Annotated in this window: 21 protein-coding genes; all 21 read left to right on the top strand. The window is 45.8% G+C overall.

Going from position 1 to position 21,358, the window contains the following annotated elements; genetic code table 11:
* Positions 1 to 83: 83 nt before the first annotated feature.
* Positions 84 to 419, top strand: a complete 336-nt coding sequence (locus AHMF7605_RS03195) for an arsenosugar biosynthesis-associated peroxidase-like protein (protein WP_106926381.1) — start codon at positions 84 to 86, stop codon at positions 417 to 419.
* A 2-nt stretch (positions 420 to 421) separates the two neighbouring features.
* Positions 422 to 1,471: an arsenosugar biosynthesis radical SAM (seleno)protein ArsS gene (gene arsS / locus AHMF7605_RS03190; RefSeq protein ID WP_106926379.1), complete on the top strand. Its 1,050-nt coding sequence runs from the start codon at positions 422 to 424 to the stop codon at positions 1,469 to 1,471.
* 2 nt (positions 1,472 to 1,473) lie between these two features.
* Positions 1,474 to 1,977: a rhodanese-like domain-containing protein gene (locus AHMF7605_RS03185; protein WP_106926377.1), complete on the top strand. Its 504-nt coding sequence runs from the start codon at positions 1,474 to 1,476 to the stop codon at positions 1,975 to 1,977.
* Entirely contained in the window at positions 1,970 to 2,575 is a 606-nt protein-coding gene (locus tag AHMF7605_RS03180) for a TIGR04282 family arsenosugar biosynthesis glycosyltransferase (protein WP_106926375.1), read from the top strand. The genes AHMF7605_RS03185 and AHMF7605_RS03180 overlap by 8 nt, the downstream gene beginning before the upstream one ends.
* Before the next feature lie 683 nt (positions 2,576 to 3,258).
* Positions 3,259 to 3,690 carry a CBS domain-containing protein gene (locus AHMF7605_RS03175; protein WP_106926373.1) on the top strand — a complete coding sequence of 144 codons (432 nt, stop codon included), beginning with the start codon at positions 3,259 to 3,261 and terminating at the stop codon, positions 3,688 to 3,690.
* A gap of 165 nt (positions 3,691 to 3,855) precedes the next feature.
* Positions 3,856 to 4,305 (top strand): NADH-quinone oxidoreductase subunit A, encoded by a 450-nt coding sequence (locus AHMF7605_RS03170; protein ID WP_106926371.1) that lies wholly within the window; start codon positions 3,856 to 3,858, stop codon positions 4,303 to 4,305.
* The gene (locus AHMF7605_RS03165; RefSeq protein WP_106926369.1) at positions 4,286 to 4,924 is read left to right on the top strand and encodes an NADH-quinone oxidoreductase subunit B; all 639 of its coding nucleotides are present in this window, start codon (positions 4,286 to 4,288) and stop codon (positions 4,922 to 4,924) included. The genes AHMF7605_RS03170 and AHMF7605_RS03165 overlap by 20 nt, the downstream gene beginning before the upstream one ends.
* A gap of 148 nt (positions 4,925 to 5,072) precedes the next feature.
* The gene (gene nuoC / locus AHMF7605_RS03160) at positions 5,073 to 6,893 is read left to right on the top strand and encodes an NADH-quinone oxidoreductase subunit C/D (protein ID WP_317046574.1); all 1,821 of its coding nucleotides are present in this window, start codon (positions 5,073 to 5,075) and stop codon (positions 6,891 to 6,893) included.
* Positions 6,894 to 7,085: 192 nt separating this feature from the next.
* Positions 7,086 to 7,550, top strand: a complete 465-nt coding sequence (gene nuoE, locus AHMF7605_RS03155; protein ID WP_106926365.1) for an NADH-quinone oxidoreductase subunit NuoE — start codon at positions 7,086 to 7,088, stop codon at positions 7,548 to 7,550.
* 443 nt (positions 7,551 to 7,993) lie between these two features.
* Positions 7,994 to 9,268 carry an NADH-quinone oxidoreductase subunit NuoF gene (gene nuoF, locus AHMF7605_RS03150; protein ID WP_106926362.1) on the top strand — a complete coding sequence of 425 codons (1,275 nt, stop codon included), beginning with the start codon at positions 7,994 to 7,996 and terminating at the stop codon, positions 9,266 to 9,268.
* A gap of 3 nt (positions 9,269 to 9,271) precedes the next feature.
* The gene (gene nuoG / locus AHMF7605_RS03145) at positions 9,272 to 12,019 is read left to right on the top strand and encodes an NADH-quinone oxidoreductase subunit NuoG (RefSeq protein ID WP_106926360.1); all 2,748 of its coding nucleotides are present in this window, start codon (positions 9,272 to 9,274) and stop codon (positions 12,017 to 12,019) included.
* Entirely contained in the window at positions 11,989 to 12,951 is a 963-nt protein-coding gene (gene nuoH, locus AHMF7605_RS03140; RefSeq protein ID WP_106926358.1) for an NADH-quinone oxidoreductase subunit NuoH, read from the top strand. The genes nuoG and nuoH overlap by 31 nt, the downstream gene beginning before the upstream one ends.
* Positions 12,952 to 13,093: 142 nt before the next feature.
* Positions 13,094 to 13,702 carry an NADH-quinone oxidoreductase subunit NuoI gene (nuoI, locus tag AHMF7605_RS03135; RefSeq protein ID WP_449369321.1) on the top strand — a complete coding sequence of 203 codons (609 nt, stop codon included), beginning with the start codon at positions 13,094 to 13,096 and terminating at the stop codon, positions 13,700 to 13,702.
* A 4-nt stretch (positions 13,703 to 13,706) separates the two neighbouring features.
* The gene (gene nuoJ / locus AHMF7605_RS03130) at positions 13,707 to 14,234 is read left to right on the top strand and encodes an NADH-quinone oxidoreductase subunit J (RefSeq protein ID WP_106926356.1); all 528 of its coding nucleotides are present in this window, start codon (positions 13,707 to 13,709) and stop codon (positions 14,232 to 14,234) included.
* Entirely contained in the window at positions 14,231 to 14,539 is a 309-nt protein-coding gene (gene nuoK / locus AHMF7605_RS03125) for an NADH-quinone oxidoreductase subunit NuoK (protein ID WP_106926354.1), read from the top strand. Before nuoJ ends, nuoK begins: the two co-directional genes overlap by 4 nt.
* A gap of 2 nt (positions 14,540 to 14,541) precedes the next feature.
* Positions 14,542 to 16,434, top strand: a complete 1,893-nt coding sequence (gene nuoL / locus AHMF7605_RS03120; protein ID WP_106926352.1) for an NADH-quinone oxidoreductase subunit L — start codon at positions 14,542 to 14,544, stop codon at positions 16,432 to 16,434.
* Entirely contained in the window at positions 16,431 to 18,008 is a 1,578-nt protein-coding gene (nuoM, locus tag AHMF7605_RS03115; protein WP_106926350.1) for an NADH-quinone oxidoreductase subunit M, read from the top strand. Before nuoL ends, nuoM begins: the two co-directional genes overlap by 4 nt.
* Complete coding sequence (locus tag AHMF7605_RS30765) at positions 17,995 to 18,768, top strand: NADH-quinone oxidoreductase subunit N (RefSeq protein ID WP_199200184.1); 774 nt, start codon at positions 17,995 to 17,997, stop codon at positions 18,766 to 18,768. The genes nuoM and AHMF7605_RS30765 overlap by 14 nt, the downstream gene beginning before the upstream one ends.
* A gap of 23 nt (positions 18,769 to 18,791) precedes the next feature.
* Positions 18,792 to 19,445 (top strand): NADH-quinone oxidoreductase subunit N, encoded by a 654-nt coding sequence (locus tag AHMF7605_RS30760; RefSeq protein WP_199200183.1) that lies wholly within the window; start codon positions 18,792 to 18,794, stop codon positions 19,443 to 19,445.
* Positions 19,446 to 20,845: 1,400 nt separating this feature from the next.
* Positions 20,846 to 21,169: an SRPBCC family protein gene (locus tag AHMF7605_RS03105; RefSeq protein ID WP_317046491.1), complete on the top strand. Its 324-nt coding sequence runs from the start codon at positions 20,846 to 20,848 to the stop codon at positions 21,167 to 21,169.
* A 2-nt stretch (positions 21,170 to 21,171) separates the two neighbouring features.
* Entirely contained in the window at positions 21,172 to 21,312 is a 141-nt protein-coding gene (locus tag AHMF7605_RS30895) for a hypothetical protein (protein WP_317046490.1), read from the top strand.
* The last annotated feature ends 46 nt before the right edge of the window (positions 21,313 to 21,358 follow it).

The following is a 21,358-nucleotide window of genomic DNA, read 5'->3' as shown; positions in this document are numbered from 1 at the left end:
ATTAGCCAGGTAGTGTTACGGGAATCATTTTTACTATTTTTCAAATAATAATTTACCATTCAACCTAAACAACCTCCATAAACATGAGCAAAACTTATTATAACCCCGATGATTTAAAAAAATTTGGTAATATAAGCGAATTTCAACCCGAACTGGCCGCTAAGTTTTTCAGCTACTACGGCGAAGTTTTTAAAGAAGGCGAACTGACCGAGCGGGAAAAATCGTTGATTGCTTTAGCTGTGGCCCATACCGTACAATGCCCTTATTGTATTGATGCTTATTCCGTGGATTCCCTGGAAAAAGGGGCTACAGAAGGACAAATGATGGAAGCTATTCACGTAGCGGCCGCTATAAAAGGGGGAGCGTTGCTGGTACACGGAGTGCAGATGATGAACAAAGTGAAAGAATTGACCATGTAAGTATGAAAACATTAAAAAGGCAGGAACATTCATTAGCCGATTCCTTTATTCAGTTACAAGTTTTAAATCAGGCCACGCAGCAGGGAACCCAGTTCCCTGCTTTTGCCCAAAAATTAAAGCAATCCGGATTAGTGCCTTACCAACCCACCGGAATTACTATCTTTCAGATGAACCTGGGCAAAATGTGCAACCAGGTATGTAAACACTGCCACGTAGACGCGGGTCCGGACCGCCGGGAAATAATGACTCGTGCTACCATGGAAGAATGTTTAACCGCTTTGGCCGGCTCGGATATACCCCTTGTAGATTTAACCGGTGGCGCGCCAGAAATGAACCCGGATTTTCGTTGGCTGGTAGAGCAGCTTACCTTATTGGGCAAAAAAGTAATGGTTAGATGTAATCTCACGATTATATTAGCCAATAAAAAATACCACGATTTGCCCGAGTTTTATAAAGAGCACCAGGTACATGTGGTTTCGTCGCTGCCTTATTTTACGGCGGCCCGCACCAATGCCCAACGCGGCGATGGGGTTTTTGAAGATTCTATTAAGGCTCTTCAAATGTTAAATACGGTTGGTTATGGCCAGGTAGGTTCCGGCCTCGAAATAGACTTAGTGTATAATCCGTCGGGTGCTTTTTTACCGGGTAACCAATTAGCCTTGCAAAATGAATTTAAAAAGAAACTGAAAGCAGCTTATAACATTGCGTTCAATAATTTATTTGCGATTACCAATTTGCCCATCAGTCGTTTTTTAGATTACTTAATTGAAAGCAATAATTACGACGGCTACATGGAAAAACTGGTAAATGCTTATAATCCAACGGCGGCGGCCAACACCATGTGCCGCAATACCCTTTCAATCGGCTGGGATGGTTATTTGTACGACTGCGATTTTAATCAGATGCTCGATTTAAAAGTAAGTACGCCCGGTGCGCAGCACATCAGCCAGTTTGATTTAGAAGAATTAAATAATCGTTCTATTGTTGTCAATCAGCATTGCTATGGTTGCACCGCGGGCGCGGGTTCCAGCTGCGGAGGGGCCACCGCTTAACCATGAAGAAAATCGTTTTACTTGCGCCATTGCTAGTAGCCGGATTATTCCCCAGTTGCGGCCAAAATGCTTTTGATACGCAATTAAGTTTATTATATAAAAAAACGGTTTCTATTATCCGGCCCGCTCAATTGGCCGCTGAATTACAGCAAAAGCAAAATATATTTCTGCTGGATACTCGTTCCCCGGCCGAATACGCGGTAAGCCATCTGCCTCAGGCTCAGTTTATAGATTATGATACTTTCTCCATAGAGCAAGTTAAAAACATTAGCCGGGATGCGCCGATTGTGATTTACTGCGCGGTGGGAGTACGAAGCGAACGGATTGGCGAGCAATTATTGCGGGCAGGTTTTAAAAACGTAAAAAACTTATACGGGGGCATTTTTGAATGGAAAAACGAAGGTTTTATCGTAGTCAATCAGGATAATACTCCTACCGATAAGGTGCATACCTACAATCGTTATTGGGCCATCTGGCTTAAAAAAGGCATTAAAGTTTATGAATAAAAAACTACTCTTAATATTTGTTAAAAACAGTGTTCAAGGAAAAGTTAAATCCAGGTTAGCGGCCAGTATTGGGGAGGAAAAAGCTTTACAGGTTTACCAGTTATTACTAAAGCGAACCTACGAAATAACCCTAACCTTGCCAGTAACCAAAGCGGTTTATTATTCCGATTACATCCAGGAAGATAATTGGAGTCCGCCTTTTTATGAAAATTACGTGCAATCCGGGCAGGATTTAGGTGAAAGAATGCGTCATGCTTTTGAGCGAGCTTTTACGGCCGGGTACGAACAAGTTTGTATTATTGGCAGCGACTGTTACGAATTAACCGAAGAAATAATTGAACAAGCCTTCGAGAAATTAGAGCGCAACGATGTGGTAATTGGTCCGGCGCAAGACGGCGGCTATTATTTATTAGGCATGAAAACCTTACACGAGTCTTTTTTTACCGGTAAAAAATGGAGTACTGATTCGGTATTACCCGATACGCTCAACAACATAAAAGCAGCTGGCCAAACGGTCGCCCTTTTACCCGAACTGACCGATGTAGATGAAGAGAAGGACCTGGTAACCATTCGCGAGCTTAATTTTTCCAGCGAGTAGTAATTAATGGTTGACCTAAATAGAATTAAAAATTATGAATTAGAGAGGAGGGTTAGATGCTCCTGCCATTTACTTCTGCCGTAGGACTTATTCTAAAACTTTTTATGGTGGAATATCAGTATCCTACTTCTCCTAAGGTTTAGATTTTTTTATGCAAGCGGCTGATTATAGAAAAGCTGTACCAATCGAAAATCTCTGTTTGTGCTATTTACCTAAACCAAGCAATATAATAAATTTTTGATCCTTAGTTAGTTGCAATTTTTAATTCTGCTATATTCTGCTATTATGTTATTCTTTTATCAGGTATTTATCCATAAACTTTAATACTCCTGGTACTATTTACTGTAAATTAAAATAAGCGCAAAATAGCCGCTTATTTCTTCTATCCGCCATTTATAAGAGCTAGGAACCAGGAATCTCTTCTATCAATCAACTAGAAATCTTAAAAATTAGGGGTAACCACACCTATATTAGTCAGGGGCAATAGATTACCCACTTCCAAAAAATAAAAAGTAAAATAAAACCTTCAATTTTTATATAATATTTTAAGTTTTATTTGCATGTAATAAAAAAAAATATTTATATTTAAATCCTTTACATTTCGAGCTGCCTAAACTTAACCTCATTATAATAATTTTTTAATTCTACCTTCTACTTAATACTCTTGAGGAGGAAGAGGTAAAATGGGAAAGGTCAGAAATATTTTACAAAAAAAAGGGAATAAAATTTATTCCATTGACCCCAGCAGAACCGTTTTCGATGGACTAGAACTCATGATGGAAAAGAATCTGAGTGCTCTATTGGTCATAGAAAACGAAAAGTTTATTGGAATTTTTACCGAAAAGGATTATGCCCGCAAAGTTATCCTGAAAGGAAAAGCTTCGAAAGAAACGCCAATCCGGGAAGTTATGAGCGAGCATCCGATAACGGTAACCTCTGATGCCACCGTAGAAGATTGCATGAAACTTATGACTAATCGGCAATTCCGCCATTTACCCGTGGTAGATAATAACGAATTAGTAGGGATAGTTTCCATCGGCGATTTAGTAAAATTCATTATTGAAGAACAAAGAATTATTATCGAAGACCTGGAACATTATATAACCGGTCATTAACGAAGTAAATAGTAAATTTCTAGGTTTTAATTAGAAGGTGTTCTGTTAGCCGGAACTTATATAATTTTACCTAGATAAAATTTACTTTTTTATTCCAGTTAGTGTGCAATTGATGTTGATGCGGTAATTATTAAAACCAAACGATTCTCGGGAGGAGAATCCGTTTTGAATCCGTCTACCGAAAACCCGAATCTTCTTTGGCCTCTCTTAGTTTACGGCGCTATTGTCTTTAGCCTCGTGGGGATTATTTTAACCCTTTCGCATTTGTTAGGCGGGCGCCATCAAGAACGGGCCACCGGTGAACCGTACGAAGGAGGTATACTAAGCACCGGCTCGGCCCGTCTTCGCTTTTCTGCTCAATTTTATCTTATTGCCATGCTCTTCGTCATTTTCGACGTGGAGACCATCTTTATTGTGTCGTGGGCCATTGCTTTTAAAGAACTGGGCTGGTACGGCTATGCCGGGGTGCTGGTTTTTGTCCTTTTACTGGTAGTGGTTTTAATTTACGAATGGCGCAACGGAGCCCTGGATTTTGGTCCGGACGGCAAGAAAATTCTGCAGGCTTATAAAAGAATGACTCTGAAAAGCAAGGCGCATGAAATGGTGGCTAAGTAAACCCGAAACTCCGGCTAATACCATAAAAGGAACCGGCTCTTTTGAAGATACCGTGCAGCAAAGCATTATGCTGAGCTCGGTGCAAAGTTTACTAGCCTGGGGACGCAAAAACTCCATGTGGCCCTTTCATTTCGGGCTTTCCTGCTGCTTCGTCGAAATGGCCACCAGCATGACGCCCAAGTACGACTTGGCTCGCTTCGGGGCCGAAGTAATCCGGGGTACGCCGCGCGAAGCCGACGTGATGATTATTGCCGGGACGGTATTTATTAAAATGGCACCCATCATTAAACGCTTGCACGAGCAAATGATGGAGCCGCGATGGGTCATCTCCATGGGTTCCTGCGCCAATTCCGGCGGCATGTACGATATCTATAGCGTGGTGCAAGGCGTGGATAAATTCTTGCCCGTGGATTTGTACGTGCCCGGTTGCCCGCCCCGCCCGGATGCTTTCATGGAAGGATTGGTTTTATTATCCGAATCAGTGGGTAAAGAAAAACGGCCTTTAAGCTGGACCGTGAGTGAGCAAGGAATTATTCGACCAGACAAACTAGATGTAAAAGAGCGAAAAGTAGAAAAAAGGCAGCAAATGACCACTTTCCGGTCGCCGGATGAGGTTTGAAAGTAATAGTAAATACTAGAGTATATAAATTTTACGAGCACTTGACGCCGCTGGCGCTTTGCTAATACGTGCGCCAATTGGTAGAGTACTTTACAGTGAATAAGCTTAATTATAAAAATAATACATCCAGTAAAAGAAACCACCGGGCATTAAGATTCATGAGGTAATACGCATACAGGAACCAAGGCAACACCCTTTACCAAGGGTACACTCACAAATGGAAGGCAACCGCGATACATTGGAACTATTGCAGTCGAAGTTCGGGGAGAAAACATTTACCCGGCAAACGACCAAAGATAATATTCTTACCCTCTGGGTTCCTAACAACCAGATACAGGAAATATTCAAATTTCTGAAAAACGAAATTTCCCAGCCTTTCCTCTTCCTCTACGATTTAACGGCCATAGACGAACGTACCCGTAACCGCAGTACCAACCACGTTCCGCACGCTGACTTCACTATAGTTTATCACCTTTTCTCGTACGCTCGCAACACCTTTATCCGCTTAAAGGTAGGCTTGTTCGGCGAATATCCTTCGGTGCCAAGTATTTGCAATATATGGGTAAATGCCAACTGGTACGAACGGGAAGTATTTGACTTATTCGGGATTAAGTTCGAAGGCCATCCGCACCTGGCCCGCATCCTCATGCCCCGTACTTGGGAAGGCCATCCGCTGCGTAAAGAACATCCGGCCCGGGCCACCGAAATGGGTCCCTTCCGGCTCTGGGACGAAAAACAAGACCGGGAACAAGCAGCCTTACAATTTAACCCGGAAGAATGGGGGCTAAAACGCCAAAGTGCCGACAGCGATTTCATGTTTATGAATATCGGACCTCAGCACCCGGGTACGCACGGCGTGTTGCGGATTATTCTGCAACTCGACGGGGAGGATATTGTGGATGCGGTACCCGAAATTGGCTTCCACCATCGGGGTGCTGAGAAAATGGGCGAACGCCAGTCCTGGCATACTTATATTCCTTACACTGACCGGGTAGATTACCTGGGTGGAGTCATGAATAACCTGGCTTATTTACTCGCCGTGGAAAAACTGGCCGGTATCGAAGTGCCGGAGCGGGTTAAAGTAATCCGGGTAATGCTATGCGAATTTTTCCGGATTGCCAGCCACCTGGTCTGGTACGGTACCTTCGCTCAGGATTTAGGCCAACTCTCACCGGTATTTTACATGTTCTCCGACCGTGAGAAAGTGTTTGAAGTAGTGGAAGCCGTTTGTGGCGGCCGCATGCACCCCAACTGGTTTAGAATTGGTGGTGTGTCGCAGGATTTACCCCGGGGTTGGGAAACGCTGGTACAAAGCTTCTTAGATTATTTCCCTAAACGTTTGAAAGAATACGACAGTATGGTGCTGCGTAACAGTCTTTTTAAAGCCCGTACTATCGGCATTGGAATATTTACCTTAGAGGAGGCAATTGAATGGGGTGTAACGGGTGCTAATCTAAGAGCTTGCGGCTTGGAATGGGATTTCCGGAAAAAACGGCCTTATTCTGGGTACGAGCAATTTGATTTTGAGGTGCCTATTGGGAATAACGGCGATTGCTACGACCGGGCTTTGGTTCGCGTGGAAGAAATGCGGCAAAGCCTTCGCATTATTGAACAATGCTTGAAAAATATGCCTGCAGGGCCGCACAAAGCTGACCATCCGCTGACTACACCCCCCATTAAAAAACACACCATGCAGGACATTGAAACACTCATCACGCATTTCTTAAATGTAAGTTGGGGACCAGTGATTCCGGCCGGTGAAGCAATGAGCTGTATAGAAGCCACTAAAGGCGCCAACAGTTATTACCTGATTAGCGACGGTAACACTTCGCCTTACCGGGTACGCATCCGGACTCCCTCTTTCCCCCACATGCAAATGTTACCCTATATCAGCCGGGGTTATACCGTAGCCGATTTGCTGTCTATTCTGGGAGCCATGGATTATGTGCTGGCGGATATTGATAGGTGAGATTTGAAATGATGCCTGAATAAATGATTTAAATAATCTAAATAAATAAAAGTATAAGCTACATCAGAATAAAAACTAACCACCCCTGCCCCTCCTAAGCTTAGGAGGGGAGTTTTAAAATAAAGTGCTGCAAATTCTTGAATGTGAACCACCAATTTCTAATTCATAATTTCTAATTCATAATTAAAAAGTATGTTAACCCAGGAGGAAATACAGAAGATAGAGCATGAAATAGGCCTGGTTCCCAGGAAAAAGGCGGCCTGCATTGAAGCATTAAAAGTGGTACAGCAGCACCGAGGCTGGGTTTCGGACGAGAGTTTGAAAGACACCGCCATACTGCTGGATATGTCGCCCGATGAACTGGACAGTGTGGCTACGTTTTATAATCTAATCTTCCGAAGACCGGTAGGTCGACACGTTATTTTGCTTTGCGATAGTATTAGCTGCTGGGTAATGGGCTACGAAGACCTTAAAAAAAGCCTGATGCAACTACTCGAAATAAATTACGGCCAAACTACTCCCGACGGTCGTTTTACTCTGCTGCCCAATGTATGCCTGGGAACCTGCGACCACGCTCCAGCCCTGTTGGTAGACGGAGATTTATACCAGGACGTAGCCCCCGCAGATTTAACCGAGATTCTTCGTAAGTATGATTGAGTTGCAGGTTGTTTTAAGGTTGAAAGGTTGGAAAGTTGAAAAGATTATATAAGTGAGTGCAATTATCAGAATGCATACATAGAATAAAAGCAAAAATATAAAAAGTGATAAAGTAGATTAATAAGACGTATTTGGTAATTCTATTATTATGATTACTGATAATTAGTAGCCAAGAATAAACTACAGCAGTTTGGCTGTGGAGGGCCTTCTAAGGTTCTGGTTCTGCGGAGCAGAATTCCGACGTTAGGAGGACAGGAAGCTTAGACCAGCCCGGAAGAGCCAAACGAGGCCCGCCGGCCAGGAGGCAAACAGGGACTTGTCAAACTAGATTGCACCGCCGCCTGGAGACGGGAAGTGGCTCCAACTATAAACAATAAATACCGAATGCGTCATTAACATTCCAAGTAACAGAGTTTCATCTTTCTAACTAAAAAGAACCTTCTATGGAAAGACCTTTAACGCAGCACATCCGTCCTGATAGGAAACCGTTGAACCTGCCAGAATACGAAAAAGTAGGCGGTTACCAGTCGGTGCGAAAAGTGCTCCGGGAACTCACTCCGGAAGGTGTTACTAATTTAGTGAAAGAATCAAATCTGAAAGGGCGCGGGGGCGCGGGGTTTAGCACCGGCCTGAAATGGAGTTTTGTGCCCATGGGTCCAGACGTGCCCCGACCCAAATACCTGGTAGCGAATGCCGATGAAATGGAACCCGGTACTTTCAAAGATCGACTTTTACTGGAAGGAAACCCACATCAGCTCATCGAAGGAATGATTATAGCGGCTTATGCCATTCAAGCAGATATTTCTTATGTATTCCTGCGATGGGCGTACAAAGTAGCCGCCAAGGAAATTACCAAAGCCATTCAAGAAGCCTATGCAGCCGGTTATTTGGGACAGGATATATTGGGCACCGGCTACAGCTTAGAAATGTATTTACACACGGGAGTGGGCCGGTACATGTGCGGCGAAGAAACCGCCTTACTCAATGCCCTGGAAGGCAAACGCGCTACTCCCCGCGCCAAACCCCCCTTCCCGCAAGTAAGCGGCTTGTTTGGTAAACCCACCATAGTTAATAACGTCGAAACGCTAAGCTGCCTGCCGCATATTATAAACAACGGGGCTGACTGGTTTAAAAGCTTGAGCCGGTCTGCCGATGCGGGTACTAAAATTTATGGCATCAGCGGTAAGGTAAATAAACCGGGTGCCTGGGAACTACCTATGGGCGTAACCGTGCGGGAACTGCTGGAAGAACACGCGGGTGGTATGCGCAACGGTTATACATTTAAAGGAGCCTTACCGGGAGGTGCTTCTACTGATTTTTTGGTGGAAGAACATTTGGATGTATCCATGGATTATGCCTCGGTAGCAGCGGCGGGTAGCCGTTTGGGAACTGGAACCATGATTATCCTGGACGACCACACCTGCCCCGTGGGGTTTGTGCATAACCTGCAGCACTTTTTTGCGCAGGAATCTTGCGGCTTCTGTACGCCTTGCCGCGAAGGCTTGCCGTGGGTAGAAAAAATATTGCTTTCCTTGGATAGCGGCGAAGGCAAACCGGATGACATGGATTTACTCGATTTTCATACTAAACTGCTAGGCCCTGGTAACACGTTCTGCGCGTTGGCCCCGGGCGCCATGGAACCCCTGCAGAGCGCCCTGAAATATTTCCGGGAGGATTTTGAACGGCATATTCACGAGAAACAATGTCCCTGGAGGTAGGTAATGGCTACTATTTATATCGACAATGTACCTTACGAGGTTAAATCAGACAAGAATTTATTAGAAGCCTGCCTTACGTTGGGTTTTAACTTACCTTACTTTTGCTGGCATCCGGCCCTGGGTTCGGTGGGCGCTTGTCGCCAATGCGCGATTAAAGTTTTTAAAGATGAAACCGATACCAAAGGCCGTTTGGTAATGTCGTGTATGGAGCCGGTGCGGGATAACCTTCGCCTTTCGATTGATGAGCCAGGAGCGAAAGAATTCCGGGAAACGGTTATTGAATGGCTCATGACCAACCACCCGCACGACTGCGCCGTGTGTGATGAGGGCGGTTCCTGCCACCTCCAGGACATGACGGTAATGACGGGCCACTCCTACCGCCGCTACCAGTTTAAAAAACGCACCTATCGTAACCAATATTTAGGTCCCTTCCTGAACCACGAAATGAACCGTTGCATTCAGTGTTATCGCTGTGTCCGGTTCTATAAAGATTACGCGGGCGGCAAAGATTTAGACGTTTTTGCGGCGCATAATCACGTTTATTTTGGCCGGAGCGAAGATGGGGTGTTGGAAAGTGAATTTAGCGGTAACCTGGCCGAAGTTTGCCCCACCGGCGTGTTCACTGATAAAACTTTAAAACAGCATTATACCCGCAAGTGGGACCTTACCATGGCGCCATCGGTGTGCCAGCATTGCAGCTTGGGTTGCAATATTACCGCCGGCGAGCGTTACGGCTCTTTGCGGCAAATCACCAACCGGTATAACGGCGAAGTAAATGGGTATTTTATCTGCGACCGGGGCCGGTTTGGGTATGAATTTGTGAACAGCGCCAGTCGGGTACGTAAAGCTTTGGTGCGCACGCAACTGCCCGAAGCCGTTACAAAAGAAGTGGCTTTGCAGCAAGTAACAACGGCCTTAAAATCATCCCGATTAATGGGTTTTGGTTCCCCAAGGGCATCCCTGGAATCTAATTTTGCTTTAAAAACCTTAGTCGGCGCAGATAATTTTTACCAAGGTGTTTCAGATAACGAATATGACCTAACAGCACTTACCCTTAAAATATTAAAAGAAAGCCCAGCCCGTACTTCTTCGTTGAAGGAAGTAGAAAAAGCCGATGCCATTTTTATTTTGGGCGAAGACCTAACCAATACGGCTCCAATGTTAGCGCTGGCCGTACGGCAAGCAGTACGGCAGCAACCATTGGAACAGGTAAATAAAGCTAATATACCATTATGGCAGGATGCCGCGGCCCGGGAATTAATTCAAGGCGAGACGGGCCCGTTATTTCTTTCCACTATTACTGCTACTAAACTAGATGAAGTAGCCACGGCTACCTGGCCCGCTTCTCCGGATGCAATTGCGCGATTAGGCTTTGCGGTAGCGTATTTTATTAACAGTGATTCACCGCCGGTGATGAATCTGCCCGAAGCTGAATTGCTATTAGCTCAGCAAATTGCCGAGGCGTTAAAAGCCGCCCGCAAACCACTCATTATTTCGGGATGTTCCAGCGGCAGTGAAGCCGTTTTGAAGGCAGCAGCTAATATTGTTTCGGCATTATACAGTCAAAACACTGCGGCGGGAATGGTTTTAACCGTACCCGAATGCAATAGTTTGGGCTTAGCTATGATGGGTGGCCACCGGCTCGAATCAGCCATGGAAGCCATTCAAAACGGGTATTCGGATTCGGTTATTATTCTGGAAAATAACCTTTACCGCAGTACCGATAAAGTAACGGTAGATTCCTTCCTGAAAAACGCTAAACAAGTAGTGGTGCTCGACCACCTGCATCACGCCACCTCGGATAAAGCCCATATTTTACTGCCCGCCGGCACTTTCGCCGAAGCAGACGGTACGTTGGTAAATAACGAAGGGCGGGCACAACGATTTTACCAGGTTTATCCTACTGCCGAAGATATTCAGGAAAGCTGGCGCTGGCTCATTCAAATAGGTAAGACTTTGCATCACCCCAAGCTTAGTGGTTGGGAAAACCTGGACGATATCACCCGAGCCATTCAAGAAGATAATAGTCTCTTTAAAGGTTTAGAATCCATTGGGCCACCGGCTAGTTTCCGGATTGCCGGCGAAAAAATAGCCCGCGAACCGCACCGCTACAGCGGCCGTACTGCCATGAACGCCCACTTAAACGTGAGCGAACCCAAACCACCCGAAGACCCGGATTCACCTTTATCGTTTACTATGGAAGGTTATCGGGGCCAGGTACCATCGCCCATTATCCCGTTCTTCTGGTCGCCGGGCTGGAATTCAATGCAGTCCGTAAATAAATACCAGGATGAGGTGGGCGGGCATTTACGTTACGGTGACCCAGGAATTCGGCTGATAGAACCAAAACCCGAAACTACTCCTCATTATTTCACAGCTGTTCCTGAAGACTTTCAACCCCTTAGCGACCATTTATTTATGGTACCGCTGTACCATATTTTCGGTTCCGAGGAGTTGAGCATTTTATCACCTGGTATTGCTCAAAGAGCACCTAATCCGTACGTGGCTTTAAGTCCGGCGGATGCTATGGATTTAGGATTGCAAGAAGGAGATTCTCTAAGCTTCACCTTGGACCGGCAAAACTACCAATTACCGGTAAAACTAAATAACATCCTAACTAGAGGTACGGCCGGTTTGCCGAAAGGTCTACCGGGTGTACCCTTCACCGACCTGCCTACCTGGGCGATTATTTTAAAATCTGAACCCGAAATTAAACCAGCATGGAAGAATCAAGCACCAATTATTTCCTGATAATCGGGGGAGTATTATTCGTGATGCTCAATGTAGCCGCCGGACTTATCTGGCTGGAGCGCCGCATGTTGGCTTTGTGGCAAGACCGCTACGGCCCTAACCGCGCTGGGCCTTTCGGTTTATTTATTGTACTGGCCGATACCCTGAAACTTTTCTTCAAGGAAGATTGGATTCCGCCGTTCGCAGATAAAGCCGTGTTTGTTATTGCGCCGGCTATTGTGGTGGTAACCGTGTTGCTGGGCTTTGTGGTCATTCCATTTGCACCGGGCATTATGGTGGCTGATTTAAATATCGGCGTTCTGTTTTTCCTGGCTATGTCGTCGATGGGTGCTTACAGTATAATTCTGGGCGGTTGGGCATCAAATAACAAATATGCTTTGTTAGGTGCCATGCGGGGCGCGGCCCAAATGATTTCCTACGAAGTATTTATGGGATTGGCTTTAATGGGAACTGTATTATTAGCCGGTTCTTTTAACTTGAAAGACATCGTAGAAGCGCAGCGGGGATTGTGGTTTGTGGTGCCGCAATTTATAGGTTTTGTCATTTTCTTTATTGCCGGAGTAGCCGAAACCCACCGTCTGCCTTTTGATATCCCCGAGGCCGAAAGTGAATTAATTGCCGGGTTCCATTCGGAGTATTCCGGGATGAAATTCGGAATGTTCTTCATAGGTGAATACCTAGGTATTACGCTTATCTCGTGTATGGTGGTGGCGCTCTACTTCGGCGGTTGGCTCGGACCCGCTTTTTTGCCGCCTCTTGCTTGGTTTGCCTTAAAAGTGTTTGTCTTTCTCAGCTTATTTATTTTGCTGCGGGCCTCCTTACCCCGTCCCCGTTACGACCAATTAATGGAATACGGCTGGAAAATATTGCTGCCCTTAACCTTGTTAAACCTGCTGGTAACCGCCGGGATAGTGTTGTGGATGAATGAGTAGCAAGTAGTAAAACAGAATTAATCTCTAGCTGTCGCGAGCAGACTCGCTCGTGTCTATTATCTGGTAGACCTCCGGCCGGACGAACCGATAAACTTGAGTTAATATTAAATACGCTTGCATCCTACCGGCCAGCAGCCGGACAATGATTATCACGAGCGAGGACGCTCGCGATAGAAAAAGAAAAAAACAGGTATCTGGTACTTACTACCTGATACTATTAAAAAAAGGAGGTAACATGTTCAGCATTCTGCGCAGTATGTGGCTTGTATTTCTGCACGCGTTTAACAAACGCGACACCATCCAGTACCCGGAGGAGAAAGTTAAACTTTCAACGCGCTGGCGGGGACGGATTGTATTGACCCGCGACCCGGATATGGGGGAACGCTGCGTGGGCTGTTACCTCTGCGCGGCCGCGTGTCCCGTAGATTGCATTTCGCTGCAATCTACCGAAGATGAAAACGGCCGCCGCTACCCCGAGTTTTTCCGCATTAATTTTTCGCGGTGCATTTTCTGCGGTTTCTGCGAAGAAGCTTGCCCTACCTATGCCATCCAACTGATTCCGGATTTTGAAATGGCCGAATACAATCGCCAGAACCTGGTGTATGAGAAAAAAGACTTGCTCATCGACGGCGAAGGAAAATACCCCGGCTACAATTACTACAAAGTGGCCGGTATGGCCATTGGGGGTAAAGGAAAAGGCGAAGCCATCAATGAAAGCGAACCGGTGGATATAAAAAGTTTATTGCCTTAAACCTATGGAACTAACTTTTTATCTCGCGGCGGCAGTAGCCATTGTTTCTACAATAATGGTTATTACCCGCTATAATCTTATTCACGCCCTGCTTTACCTAGTGGTTTCTTTTCTGGCTATTTCGGTTATCTTTTTTGTGCTGGGTGCGCCGTTTATGGCCGCCTTAGAAATCATTATTTACGCCGGGGCCATTGTGGTACTTATCATTTTTGTGATTATGATGCTCAACCTGACCCACGAAGACGTGCAGCACGAAAAGGAATGGTTGCGGCCTGGTATCTGGCTTGGTCCGGCTATACTTTCATTAGTACTCTTGAGTGAGCTGCTGTACATTTTTACCGCGGCAGATTCTCCTAGTTACCGGGGCCAACCGGTGGAGGCGAAAGCCGTGGGTATGTCGCTATTTGGACCTTATATTTTAGGGGTAGAATTAAGCGGGATGCTGCTGATGGCGGGTATTGTGGGAGCTTACCATTTAGGCCGGCAGAAAAGAAAAGTAATGCATCGTTTTTTAGAGGAGACGGAACTATGAATCCCATACCCATGGAACACGGCTTAGTGCTGGCCGGCATTCTTTTTATGCTGGGCTTAATCAGCGTGCTCATTCGGCGCAATATAATTTTTATGCTGGTTTCAGTAGAAATAATGCTGAATGCCGCCGGTTTAGCCTTTATTGTCGCTGGTGCCCGTTGGGCGCAGCCCGAAGGACAAGTAATGTTTATTTTCATTATAACCATGGCCGCCGCGGAGGTTTCCGTTGGACTGGCCTTGATTTTACAATTATACCACCAGCTAAAAACCTTGGACAGTGACGCTGCCAATCAAATGCACGGATAATTATGGAAGATTTACTTTGGTCTATACCTGCTTTAACTTTCGCTGGGGCGGTCCTGCTTATTTTACTTGGCGCCCGAATTTCGCGTACCGCGGTTGCAATAATTGGCGTGGGCAGCGTTGGACTAACCGCTCTGATAACTATCATTTTAGGAATTAATTTTATATCTGCTCATCCCACTCCGCCTTACTATCGCCAGGAAGTAGGACAATGGTTTGATGTTGCCGGGTTTAATCCATCCATCGCCTTTCACCTGGATGCACTTTCGCTGGTTTTTATCTTTGTTATCACTTTCGTTGGGTTTCTTATTCACCTGTATTCTACGGCCTATATGGCTCCCGACGAAGGTTTCGCCCGCTTTTTCGCTTACCTCAATTTATTTGTGGGCTCCATGCTGGTACTGGTGTTGGCCGATAACTTACTGCTCTTATATCTAGGTTGGGAAGGCGTGGGTCTTTGCAGTTATCTTTTAATTGGCTTCTGGTACACGGAACCTGCCAACGGTTACGCGGCCCGCAAAGCTTTTATTACTACTCGCGTGGGTGACACCGCCCTGGCCATCGGATTATTCATGTTATTTCAGAATTTTGGTACCCTGCATATTCAGACCATTGCTACTGAGGCACCGCAACTATGGGGAGTAGGCACCCAAACCGCTGTTATCATTGCTTTTTTGCTTTTAGGCGGGGCGGTAGGCAAATCGGGACAATTGCCTTTGCAAACCTGGCTGCCCGATGCTATGGCCGGTCCAACACCAGTGAGCGCATTAATTCACGCGGCTACCATGGTTACCGCGGGGGTATATTTAATTGCCCGCATGCACGTAATTTTTGACTTAGCACCGGCGGCACAGTTAACCGTTGCCATTATTGGGGCCGTAACTTTACTACTTGCTGGCTGCTCCGCTTTAACCCAGTCGGATTTAAAACGGGTACTGGCATATTCTACCATTAGCCAAATTGGGTATATGTTTTTGGCTTTAGGCGTAGGGGCCTGGTCGGCGGGAATTTTCCATTTTATGATTCATGCTTTTTTTAAGGCCTTACTTTTTTTAAGTGCCGGCGCTATCATCATTTCTTTGCATCACGAACAAAACATGTTTAAAATGGGTGGGCTCCGAAAATTAATGCCGGTTGTTTTCTGGACTTTTCTGATTGGTTCGGCTTCTTTAGCTGCTTTACCTTTAATTACCGCCGGATTTTACAGTAAGGACCAAATTTTATGGTATTCTTTAGCTGGTGAACGTGGCAGTTTTTGGCTTTATTTGGCAGGTCTGTTCGGGGCGTTTATTACGGGAGTGTATACCTTCCGGATGGTATTTATTACTTTTTACGGTGAACCCAAAACCCAGTTATCGCATCCGCCCGGCAAAGTAATTACAATTCCTTTAGTCATTCTCGCGGTTCTTTCTCTGGTAGGTGGTTTTATTGAGCTGCCGCATAATTTCGGTCATGTTACTATCTTCTCCGATTTTTTAACTTCTACTTTACCTGCTATTACCATTAACGAAAACTTAGGAAATTTGGAGTGGCTGTTCCAGGTACTGGCGGTAATGGTATCTTCGTCGGGCGTGTACTTGGCCTATTTGTTTTTTCTCAAAAGGCCTGCCTTACAAAATATTCTCGACCAATCGGGCCTGGTTAGAAGCATTCTTCAATTTTGGTACTCTGGCTGGGGTTTCGATAAATTGTACGACCTCGTATTAGTGCGGCCTTTTGTTTATCTGGCTACCATTAATAAAAATGATGTTATCGATAAAATATATACGGCAATAGCAGCCCTGGCCCGCACCTTTAACCGCGGACTGACCCAAACGCAAAGCGGCATCTTGCGCTGGTACATGATGGGAATAGTGGTAGGAGCCTTGTTAATTATCACCTTAAGTTTACTGCCATGATTCTAGCTGGGCTAATTGGTTTCCTTCTGATGGGCGGCATAGTTGCCTGGCTTTCCAGCAAATTAAATCCTGCCTTACCCCGCTGGATTGCATTAGGGGTAGTACTGGCTAATTTCATTACCACCTTATTTTTCTGGACCAGTAGTTCCACGCTAATTCAACCTAACAGTAGTTGGATTATCCGATTAGATATTCCCTGGGTACCGCAATGGGGCGTGTCCTTTTCGCTGGCCCTGGATGGTTTAAGCTTGCTCATGCTGCTGCTTACTTTCTTTTTGGGTATGATGGCCATACTCGCTTCCTGGACCGAGATAAAAACCAAAGTTGGCTTTTTCTATTTTAATATTTTGTGGGTGCTGGCGGGAATTACCGGGGTTTTCCTCACCATGGATTTATTCCTGTTTTACTTTTTCTGGGAAGTAATGTTGATACCCATGTATTTTTTAATTGGTATCTGGGGCCACGAAAACCGGATGTACGCGGCTTATAAATTTTTCATTTTTACCCAAGCCAGTGGGCTGCTGATGTTGCTGTCTATTTTGGGGGTTTATTTTGTTCACGGCAGTAATACGGGCACTTACACCTTTAACTACTTTCAATTACTAAATACTTCCTTCTCCCCGGCCGTAGGCGGGTGGTTGATGGCCGGTTTCCTAGCGGCTTTCCTGGTGAAACTGCCCGTGGTGCCTTTTCATTCGTGGTTACCGGATGCGCACTCCGAAGCCCCCACGGCCGGTAGTGTTATTCTGGCGGGCCTGCTGCTTAAAACCGGAGCTTATGGGTTATTACGATTCGTGGTGCCTTTGTTTCCGGAGGCGGCGCAGGCTTTTGCACCTTGGGCCATGCTGTTAGGAGTAATAGGAATCTTGTACGGCGCCATTCTGGCTTTTTCCCAAACCGATTTAAAACGATTAGTCGCCTATACCAGCGTGAGCCACATGGGCTTTGTGGCGCTCGGTGTGTTTGCCTTTAACGAATGGGCTTTTCAGGGAGTAGTCATGCAGATGATTACGCACGGCCTAAGTACCGGAGCTTTATTTATTTTGGCGGGCTTTCTGTACCAACGCTTGCATACCCGCGACATCCGGCAAATGGGTGGCTTTTGGTCCAGCATTCCCAAGATGGGCGTGATTACCATGGTATTTGTAATGGCCTCCCTGGGCTTACCCGGTTTAGGTAATTTTATTGCGGAGTTCCTGACGCTGGTAGGTAGCTGGCAAGCCAACCGGGTACTCACCATTTTAGCGACCATCGGCTTGGTAGCTGCTACGGCTTATTCGCTACGGATTATGCAAAAAGTATTTCTGGGTAAAAACTATTCCGAGCACTTATTACCCGACCTTAATTTCCGGGAAATGCTGATGGCGGTATCGCTGGTGATACTAATTTTGTGGCTCGGATTAAATCCGCAACCCGTGTTAGATCGGGCCCGGTTATCCTTGCAAGAACAATTGCAAGCCTACAAAAAACCGGACGTAAAAACTTCTAAGGCCGTTCAGGTGGCCCAACAAAATATACCCATCGATTCTGTTTTAACTGTTCCCATAAAAGGAGGTTCGCATGCGCTTAAATGATTTTTATGCCCTGATGCCGCTGCTGGTGTTAGTGGGAGCCGCTACTTTAAATATGCTCGTGATAGCGGTAAAACGTAATCATAAAGTTATCTACGGCATTACTCTGGCTGCCCACCTGGTATCACTATTTACCCTTATGCCACTCGGCCGCGAGCCTTATCCCCTAGACCCATTTTTTATAATTGATGGCTGGGGAGTATTTAATTTGGGGTTAATTCTGGCTACTTCCCTGTTTGTAACGATGTTGTCGTATGCCTACTTTGAACAACGGGAAGAACGCCGGGAAGAATACTATATTTTGCTCGTACTCGCCACCCTCGGCTCCAGCGTGCTGGTCATTAGTCAGCATTTTATGGCGCTATTCCTAGGCTTGGAAGTACTCAGCGTAGCCTTGTACGCTTTAATTGCCTACTTGCGTACCCGCGAGCATTCCGACGAAGCTGGCATTAAATACCTTATCTTAGCCGCTATGTCGTCGGCCTTTTTGCTGTTTGGCATGGCTTTAATTTATGCCGATAGCGGTACCATGACTTTCCCGGGGATTGCCGCACATCTAAAAGCGTTACCGGAGTTACCTCTTTTGCTGTTAACGGGTTTTGGGCTAATGGTAGTAGGCGTCGGCTTTAAATTAGGCGTGGTACCCTTTCACATGTGGGCACCCGATGTATACGAAGGTGCCCCAGCGCCGGTAACGGCCTTTATTGCTACCGTATCCAAAGGAGGAATGATGGCACTCCTCATTCGTTTTTTGCCCAGGTAGATGCCTATCGGTACCAAAACCTAATGTTGATTTTTACGGTAATTGCCATTGCTTCGATGCTGGCGGGCAACCTACTGGCCTTACGCCAGAGGAATATCAAGCGCTTGCTGGCTTATTCTTCTATTGCGCATTTGGGGTATATTCTGGTAGCTTTTCTGGCCGGAAATCAATTGGGTATCGAAGCAGTGAGTTTTTACCTGGTAGCCTATTTTATTACTAGTTTAGGTGCGTTCGGGGTAGTGGCACTTTTATCGGATACCAAGCGCGATGCCGACCGGTTACGCGATTTCCGCGGGTTATTCTGGCGGCGGCCCGGCACGGCCGCTATTTTTACGGCTATGCTCTTATCATTGGCCGGCATTCCGTTAACCGCCGGCTTTGTAGGCAAGTTTTATATTCTGGCTTCCGGGGTAAATACGCAGCATTGGTTGCTGGTTTTCATGCTGGTTCTCAACAGCGTAATCGGGTTGTATTACTACATTAAAGTAATTGCCGCTATGTTTGCGCAAACCGTGCCAAATCAGAAAAAAGAACGCAAAGTACTCCATCCGGCAATCTCCTTTGCTACCGGGGCAACTATGGCGATTTTAGCTTTATTGTTGATTTGGTTAGGAGTTTATCCTACTACCTTGGTGCAGTTAATCAGAGGCTTGTTAGCGACAATCGTAATGACATGATAATACCAATTTAAAAGGAATAAGACGTATTGGGAGGGTTTCTGTTAGATGATGAACAGTAGCTAAGAAAAGTGGACACCCGTTTGGCGGTAGAGGGCCTTCTAAGGTTTCGGTGGTGAGAAACGGGAATTGTGAAATAGGTAGAACGTGCCGCGGCACGTTCCAATGCGCCTAATAGAGCCAAACGAAGCCTGCCGGCCACGAAGCAGACAGGGTACGATTCAAATAATATAGCACCCTATTCTGGAGACTTGAAAAGGCTTCAACGACAAACCGGTAGTATTGCTTTTACAAATATGACTGATCAGGTTCAATCATATAAGGTTTCCGCCCCAAAGTTTACGGTGTGAGGATTTGTAGCAGGTAGTTGGGGCTTCGGCTAGCTTTTTACGATTTCATTGGCTCCTTATTTTAACTTGCTCCTTTTTCAGTAAATAGAGCGCCCATTTTGCCCAGCCGATGCCGGTTTGCCGGCCCGCTCTCCCGCTCTCCTCTCTTTCCCGGCTGGCATCTTCGCCCAAAGGGCAGCCCCTTCTCAGTGCCCTTGCTCCGGGCGGACTCCGGCTCTGACCACACGGGCCACCCCATCTAGTAACGCGGGGATGGCGGTAAGCTCACTCCGCTTCTGTTCCATCGACATTTCCTGCAACCAAAAATTCGCCCCTCAGACCTTAACCATTTGTACCCCAGCAGGCTTCTTGCCCGCCGGTACGCTCCCCTGCCACTCATTGCCATTGCAGCGGATGTGCCGACCGGCCAGCGACAAGTCGGCCAGGCACTAGGGTAACAAGCTGCTAGTTGCGGCGGTCCCGTTGAGGCTCCACCCGCTCCAGGGTATTATGCCCTTGGCCAATACTAAGTCGAACGCCTCTTGTAGAAAAGCCAGATGGGCATGGCCATAGCTATTTTCAGCACAATCATCTCAGTTGCCGAGCCTTCCACCCAGGACCAGATCTAAAATGGCGCTTACCGCATGTTGCCAGCAGCCTAAGACACGAAAATCTTCCAGGCTGGTAAAATGTCGGGCTAACTCTATTGATCAAAGTTAGCAATACCTATTTCATTTATCCTTTTGGGGCGCAAACTCTAAAATTTTTACCTAAATAGAAAAGCTTATTCTTGGTACAAAAGGCATTTCTCGTGGAAAACTTGAAATTAATACTCGCAACCACTTAATCGATACTGGTTATTCTACCAAAGGAATTTTAAAGGAAAGAACATTTATAAATTATGTATACCATAAGAAAATACTTTAGAATTTTCCTTCTGTAAGTAGGTTATTAAAGCAGCTTAAAAAACAAATTTCCAAGACCTATCATCTAAAATTTAAAACTTATCCTGCTTCTGGTGGTTAGGTAAGCAGATCTAAAAATTTAACAACAACTTAACGCATTCAAGGCATGAGCCACTACGTTTTAAAGCGAACGCAAAAGTTACCCATTAGCTTAGACCTTGCCTGGGATTTTTTTTCTTCGCCGGATAATCTTGCCGAAATTACGCCGGCTTACATGGGTTTTGAAGTAATAAACAATTCCGATTCTGCTAAAATGTACCCGGGCCAGATTATTACCTATTATGTTAAGCCCTTATTTGGCCTAAAACTTTTCTGGATGACAGAAATAACCCACGTAGCCGAAAAAGTGTATTTTGTGGATGAACAACGCTTTGGCCCTTATGCCTTGTGGCATCACACTCATTTCTTTAAAGAAATACCCGGGGGGTAGAAATGCGCGACCAAGTGCATTACAAATTACCGTTCGGTCCGTTGGGCGCGCTGGCGCATGCTTTATTCGTGAAAAAGCAATTAGAAGGGATTTTTGCTTACCGCCACCAAGTGCTGGAAAAACGTTTTGGTAAGCTGGCTTAGTAAGTCAAGTCGGTTAAATGGCTGATAACTTAGTGGATGGTAATCT

The sequence above is a fragment of the Adhaeribacter arboris genome, from assembly GCF_003023845.1.
Taxonomy (GTDB): domain Bacteria; phylum Bacteroidota; class Bacteroidia; order Cytophagales; family Hymenobacteraceae; genus Adhaeribacter; species Adhaeribacter arboris.
The sequence above is the reverse complement of the archived record's forward strand: the minus strand, read 5'-3'. Positions and strand labels throughout refer to the sequence as shown.